This window comes from Psychrobacter piechaudii (assembly GCF_900162825.1).
In the GTDB taxonomy this organism is placed as follows: domain Bacteria; phylum Pseudomonadota; class Gammaproteobacteria; order Pseudomonadales; family Moraxellaceae; genus Psychrobacter; species Psychrobacter piechaudii.
The window spans coordinates 1-5748 of the sequence record NZ_FUGE01000169.1 but is presented as its reverse complement, the minus strand read 5'-3'; the positions used below and the strand labels follow the sequence as shown (position 1 = coordinate 5748).

The following is a 5748-nucleotide window of genomic DNA, read 5'->3' as shown; positions in this document are numbered from 1 at the left end:
TGAACAGCAAAATACGCCACACTAAACAGCTTTCTTTGCGTAAGCATAACTACGGAGTTGCCTTATATCCACCCCCTGAAGTGGGTGGTTTTACGGCAACGCTGGATAAAACGATGTGCAAGCCGTCAAAGTTTGTCTCGACTTGGGTCGCTGATGAGTCATATAAGGTTAAATTGGTATGTTGTTTATTGAAGAAACTTCGCCACCCCCATTTTATCAACAGCAAATTATTGATGAAAAACGTACTCAGCTTGATAAGTGGTTCATTGGCAATCGCTCACAAGCTTATTATTTAAAACGTTTTTCTGAATTTGATTCACAAGGCTATTTATCGGCTAAGTGGAACTGGGCTGCTTTTTTTGCCACTTTTGGTTGGCTGTTATATCGTAAGCGCTATTTGGATTGTATTGTTTATACTGTGGCAGGCTGGTCCTTTATTCAGTTGAATGTGGTCATTGCCTTAGTGGCTATTGAATATGCTTTCATGTCTTTTGTGCCAGATGCCTATCAAATGTTCACCCGCATTGCGATCGCCGCTGTTATCTGGTTGTTTTGGTCAATTATGGTAGGCAGATGGGCCGATGCTTATTATTATCGCATGGCACGGCGTGAGATAGCCGATGTCTTAGCTGATTATCCAAGAGAGCCGGAACAGCAAAAAGCGCACTTAAATAAGGAGGGGGGAACCAGTCTAGTGGGACTTGGATTCGCTTTTGGTATTTTTATATTTTTATTGTTTGTCATTCAAAATCGCTTTCTGCCGTTATATGCTCAGCCCAAGGAGCATGGCATAATTCAAGATACCTTTATGCAGACCCGCATAGCAACCGGAGAGATTGAGCAACAATTCCAGTCTCAAGGCAAATGCCCTATTGACTACAAGCCCAGTGAGGTGGGAGAGAACCTAGATTTTGAGGTAGTAGAGCAAACGCCAGCTTTGGGTAATAAGCCCAGTAGCTGTGTGCTGATTGCTACCATACAAAACGTTCCTTTCCCCAATCGTAATTTAAATGGACAAAACTACATTATGTATCGTCCTTCTGAGCAGAAGCAGGAAAGATGGCAGTGCATTACCTCATTAAATGAGAAGAGGAAGCCTCCAATTTGTTCTAGTAGCTAATAGTTAGTAATAGATAATAGTATCTAAACTAAGACTTCTTAGAGAGCCCCACCGCGGTTTCAATCTCTTCTAAGTCAAGCTTCTTACCCTCACTGTGATCGGAATCAAATAGACTTTCAAGCTCCATCATTGAGGCCTTTACTGACTCAATAAGCTTAGCCTCATCTTCGTAGATGGCTTGTTGCTGTTCTAGTAGCTGATCATCGTAGTCACGGAAGGCGGTAATGGTTTCCCGTGCTTTTTCTGGGGAGATGCCCAATAACTCTAACGACTCGCGCGACATATCAAGGGATGACAGATAAGTTTCACGCCAGATATGAGTTATGCCTATTTCGCGTAAACGATAATAGTGAGCTCGATTTCGAGCTCGCACCAAGACTTTTAGATGCGGATAGTGGTTATGTAGATAGCGTGCGGTGGCAATTGAACGCTCCACATCATCAATAGCAATGATAAATATTCGGGCTTTTTCTATCCCTGCAGTTCTTAATATCTGCGGGTTTTGGGGGTTGCCATAATAGACTTGGTTACCAAATTTACGCACGAAATCGACCTGGTTGGCAGAGTTTTCAATGGCGGTAAATTCGATATTATACATGCGTAGCACTCGGCCAATAATCTGACCGACACGGCCAAAGCCTGCAATAATAACTGGGTGTTCATGGTCAGGAATACTATCGTACTCTCGGTCCGGTTGTCTTTTTGCAAACCTAGGCTCACCAAACTTCTCAAGCAGCATAAACCCAATAGGGGTTAGGGCCATAGAGATGGTCACAATTAGGGTAAGCAGATTCGCATGCTCAGGTCTCAGTACGTTTTGGTTGGCAGCAGTACTAAACAACACAAAAGCAAACTCACCCCCTTGGGCCAAGGTCACCCCCAGACGAATACTGGTTGGTAAACGGTTGCCTAGCAGGCGAGCAATAACAGTGACTACCCCAAATTTGATAATCATTAACACAATGGCTGCCCCAATAATAAAGGCGGGATGTGCCAAGATAAGCTTAACGTCAGTTAACATACCCACTGACATAAAGAACAGACCTAAAAGTAGGCCTTTGAAAGGCTCAATACTGGCTTCAAGCTCATGGCGATACTCAGAGTCGGCCAATAATACCCCAGTTAAGAATGCTCCAAGGGCCATAGACAGACCGATTTGGCCCATCAATATAGACACCCCCATCACAATAAATAAGGCCACAGCGGTAATGAGTTCATTGGCACCACTTAGGGCTACAAACTTAAAGAAGGGGCGTACCACATAGCGGCTAACTAGGAATAATCCCCCAAATACTGCCACTACTTTACCAAAATAAATTAAGTCATAAGTCTGTTCGCGGACCCCAGATAAAAAGGGAATGGCTGCCAGCAGTGGAATGACTGCAATGTCTTGAAACAGCAAGATGGTAAAAGCTTCACGGCCATGGGTGCTGGACAGCTCCTCTTTTTCAGTCAGCACTTGCAACACAAAAGCGGTAGAGGATAAAGCCAAACCGAAGCCAACAATAAAGGCAGTATCTAGTTGGAGAGGGGTAAATTGAAAAATAAGGGCCATCAATAACAGGCCGGTAACCCCAACTTGTAGACCGCCAAAAACAAAAATAGAATGGCGTAGCGCCCATAGCCTCGAGGGTTGAAGCTCAAGACCAATAACGAAAAGTAGCATCACCACGCCGAACTCAGAGAAATGCATCAAGCTTTCAGCATCGCCGGCCACATCAAAGACACTTGGGCCAAGCAATAACCCAGTAATCAAGTAACCCAAAACCGTAGAGATGTGAAGTCGTTTACCCAGTGGGACTAATAATAATGCCGCCCCTAAGAATATAGTGGCTTGAAGCATTAAGCTAGGTTGAACGAGGGAGGCTGCAAACATTAGCGGTCCTTTTTAGTGGTGCTATTTTTCATATATTAATATGTTGTAAGGAGTTAGGAGGTAACCTGAGCCTTAAGCTACTAAGCCCATAATTAATAGCTATAAGACTATCATCGCTTTTTATAGACTTTCCAAACCCCATTATCAGCCAAAGGATTGCTATAAGCATCATTGCGCCGTTTGCGCGGCTTTTGACGGCTATCCACAATCTTAAAATCAGGCAGGGCGTGAATGATTAGACCAGTACGATAAAATCTAATACGTTCAGGGTCTAGTAATTCACCTTTATCATTTTTACAAAAAACATAAGCCCGAAGATCGATAAATTCTCTATGAACTACCAAACGGGCGGTTTCATCGTTTGCAAAGACTTTTTCTAGACGCAAACACTCAGCTTCAGTAAACTCCCCACACTTGTCGATTAAAGCCCCAACGGAGCCAAAGTTTTTAGACTCTTTGGCTCGAGTTTTAGTTAAATGTAGCCGCTGTACATGATAAATAAACTGCGGTATTTCCAAGCTGGCAGGTAAGGGTAGGTTATCAGGCGGTAAATAAGCGGCTGGGTAAAAACTTAAGGCACGGTCAATTAAAGGTTGCCAACGTTTATGATAAGCGGCTACCTCGTCTCTATTACCTTGATATATAGGCATATCTCTGACTTGTCGCAGGATATCTGGGGGAAATTGATCTGCTCGAAAAGCAGCAATGTCTGCTTGTAAAGTAGAAAGTAACTCTTTGGCCAGCGACTTACCCTCCTTTGATAAAGGATCTTGGATAATATCTTCTGGAGCGACAAATGGGGCAGATCGTCTTGACATAATTGCTATAGGTTCATTATTAAGAGAGTTAAAACCATGTTATCATAACTGGGCAATCTAACTGCACTACTATAAGCTGTGCGCTCTATTATTTTAGCCACACTCTTTAGTGTAGAAAGCAGTCGATATTTTTCTTTAAAGCCCTTATATAACCCATGGCTTTGATAAAGAGTAGTTGATCTTTTTGACAAACTGGAAATTATTTTAAGTATTAACTTGTAATAACTCAACTTTAATTTCATTGGCTAAGCTGCTATTAATAATAGTTTTATTAAGCTTAGACCGTGACAGATTGCTAAAAACCGTGGTTATCCAACCTCCAATTTAATTAATTGACTATAAAGTACTTTGAATTCATTCTCAATTATTAACGCCTTGTAAAACCAAGTGAGATAAAAAATGTCCATAAAACCTGTCGTTGCCTTAATAGGTCGCCCTAATGTGGGTAAATCGACAATATTTAACCAAATGACCAAAACGCGTCAGGCACTAGTCGCTGACTTGTCCGGTCTGACCCGTGACAGACAGTATGGTGATGCTACCTATAACAACAAATCCTTTGTTGTTATTGATACTGGCGGTATTGGTGAAGCTGATGATGGTCGTGGTGGTATTGACGACTATATGTCTGCCCAATCCCATACTGCCATCCATGAAGCTGATATTATTGTATTCGTGGTGGATGCCCGTGCCGGTATGATTGGCGCAGATGCTGAAATCGGAAAAATGCTACACACCCTAGGCAAGCCTGTGTATCTGGTAGCCAATAAAATTGATGGGGTACACGATGCCGCTCCCGCTGAGTTCTATGCTCTAGGCTTGGGAGAGCCATATCCAATGACCGCCAGTCATGGTCGTGGTATTGCCAACTTATTAGATGACCTTACTGAAGATATGCCTGAGGATGTCGAGGAAGAGCAGCAAGATGGTTTAAAGCTTGCCATTATTGGTCGTCCTAATGTGGGTAAATCTACCTTAGTAAACCGTATGCTAGGCGAAGATAGGGTAGTGGTATATGACATGCCTGGCACCACACGCGACAGTATTTATATCCCTTATGAGCGTAACGGCAAGAGCTATGTCCTTATCGACACAGCAGGTGTCCGTCGCCGTGGCCGTATCGATGAAAAAGTAGAAAAGTTCTCGGTTATTAAAACCTTGCAAGCGATTAAAGACTCTAATGTGGTGGTGGCGGTTATTGATGCGCAAGAAGGCATTGTTGACCAAGATTTACATATGCTAGGCTATGCGCTTGACGCAGGCCGCGCTATCGTGGTGGCAATTAATAAATGGGATGGTCTGTCTGAGGATCAAAAAAACTTGATTCGCTTCGAGCTTGATCGCCGCTTTAGCTTTATTCCTTATGTCAAAGTGCATTTCATTTCGGCGCTACATGGCACCAACGTAGGCAACTTATATCCCTCGATTCATAAAGCTTATGAGTCTTCGATGTTCAAAGTCTCTACTAGCCGTTTGACTCAGATTCTAGAAGATGCGGTAGCTGCCAATCCGCCTCCTATGTCAGGGGGACGCCGCATCAAGTTACGTTATGCTCACTTAGGTGGCCATAATCCACCGATTATTGTGATCCATGGTAATCAGACCGGTTCGTTACCAAAGAGCTATCAACGCTATTTGGAAAACGAATTCCGCAAAGTATTTAAGTTAGAAGGAACCCCATTAAGGGTTGAATTTAAGCTCAACACCAACCCTTATGCTGGCAAGAAAACCACTTCTTCCAAAAAGCAAAGACCTGGAGTATCAGAGGCCCGTCAGAAACGCCGTGATATGAAGTACAAAAAAGGGTCGCATAAGCGCTAGTTGCTAATTTAACCTGAGTTCGGGATAAGAGCTTGCCTAAATCATTGAAACAGCTTAGTTTTTTGCAGCTTGTCCATAAGCCGACACGTTTTTGAGTGTCGGCTTAAAGGGAA

At 43.1% G+C, this 5748-nt stretch carries 4 protein-coding genes; 2 read left to right on the top strand and 2 right to left on the bottom strand.

All coding sequences use genetic code 11. From position 1 onward, the window contains the following. The first annotated feature begins 178 nt into the window (after window positions 1-178). Window positions 179-1120, top strand: a complete 942-nt coding sequence (locus tag A1019T_RS09525; RefSeq protein WP_077451447.1) for a DUF2628 domain-containing protein — start codon at window positions 179-181, stop codon at window positions 1118-1120. Between the two features lie 28 nt (window positions 1121-1148). Here A1019T_RS09525 and A1019T_RS09520 read toward each other — a convergent pair whose 3' ends face one another. Together A1019T_RS09520 and A1019T_RS09515 are read right to left on the bottom strand one after the other, a co-directional pair. Beyond that, entirely contained in the window at window positions 1149-2996 is a 1848-nt protein-coding gene (locus A1019T_RS09520) for a monovalent cation:proton antiporter-2 (CPA2) family protein (protein ID WP_077451446.1), read from the bottom strand. Window positions 2997-3106: 110 nt separating this feature from the next. After that, the gene (locus tag A1019T_RS09515; RefSeq protein WP_077451445.1) at window positions 3107-3814 is read right to left on the bottom strand and encodes a hypothetical protein; all 708 of its coding nucleotides are present in this window, start codon (window positions 3812-3814) and stop codon (window positions 3107-3109) included. A gap of 399 nt (window positions 3815-4213) precedes the next feature. Here A1019T_RS09515 and der point away from each other — a divergent pair, with 399 nt between their 5' ends. Then, window positions 4214-5635: a ribosome biogenesis GTPase Der gene (gene der, locus A1019T_RS09510; RefSeq protein ID WP_077451444.1), complete on the top strand. Its 1422-nt coding sequence runs from the start codon at window positions 4214-4216 to the stop codon at window positions 5633-5635. Window positions 5636-5748: the final 113 nt, after the last annotated feature.

Excerpts from the sequence above, each read along its gene's own strand:
- A1019T_RS09525 (WP_077451447.1), top strand. The coding sequence starts at position 179 with ATGTTGTTTATTGAAGAAACTTCGCCACCCCCATTTTATCAACAGCAA.
- A1019T_RS09520 (WP_077451446.1), bottom strand. The coding sequence starts at position 2,996 with ATGTTTGCAGCCTCCCTCGTTCAACCTAGCTTAATGCTTCAAGCCACT.
- A1019T_RS09515 (WP_077451445.1), bottom strand. The coding sequence starts at position 3,814 with ATGTCAAGACGATCTGCCCCATTTGTCGCTCCAGAAGATATTATCCAA.
- der (WP_077451444.1), top strand. The coding sequence starts at position 4,214 with ATGTCCATAAAACCTGTCGTTGCCTTAATAGGTCGCCCTAATGTGGGT.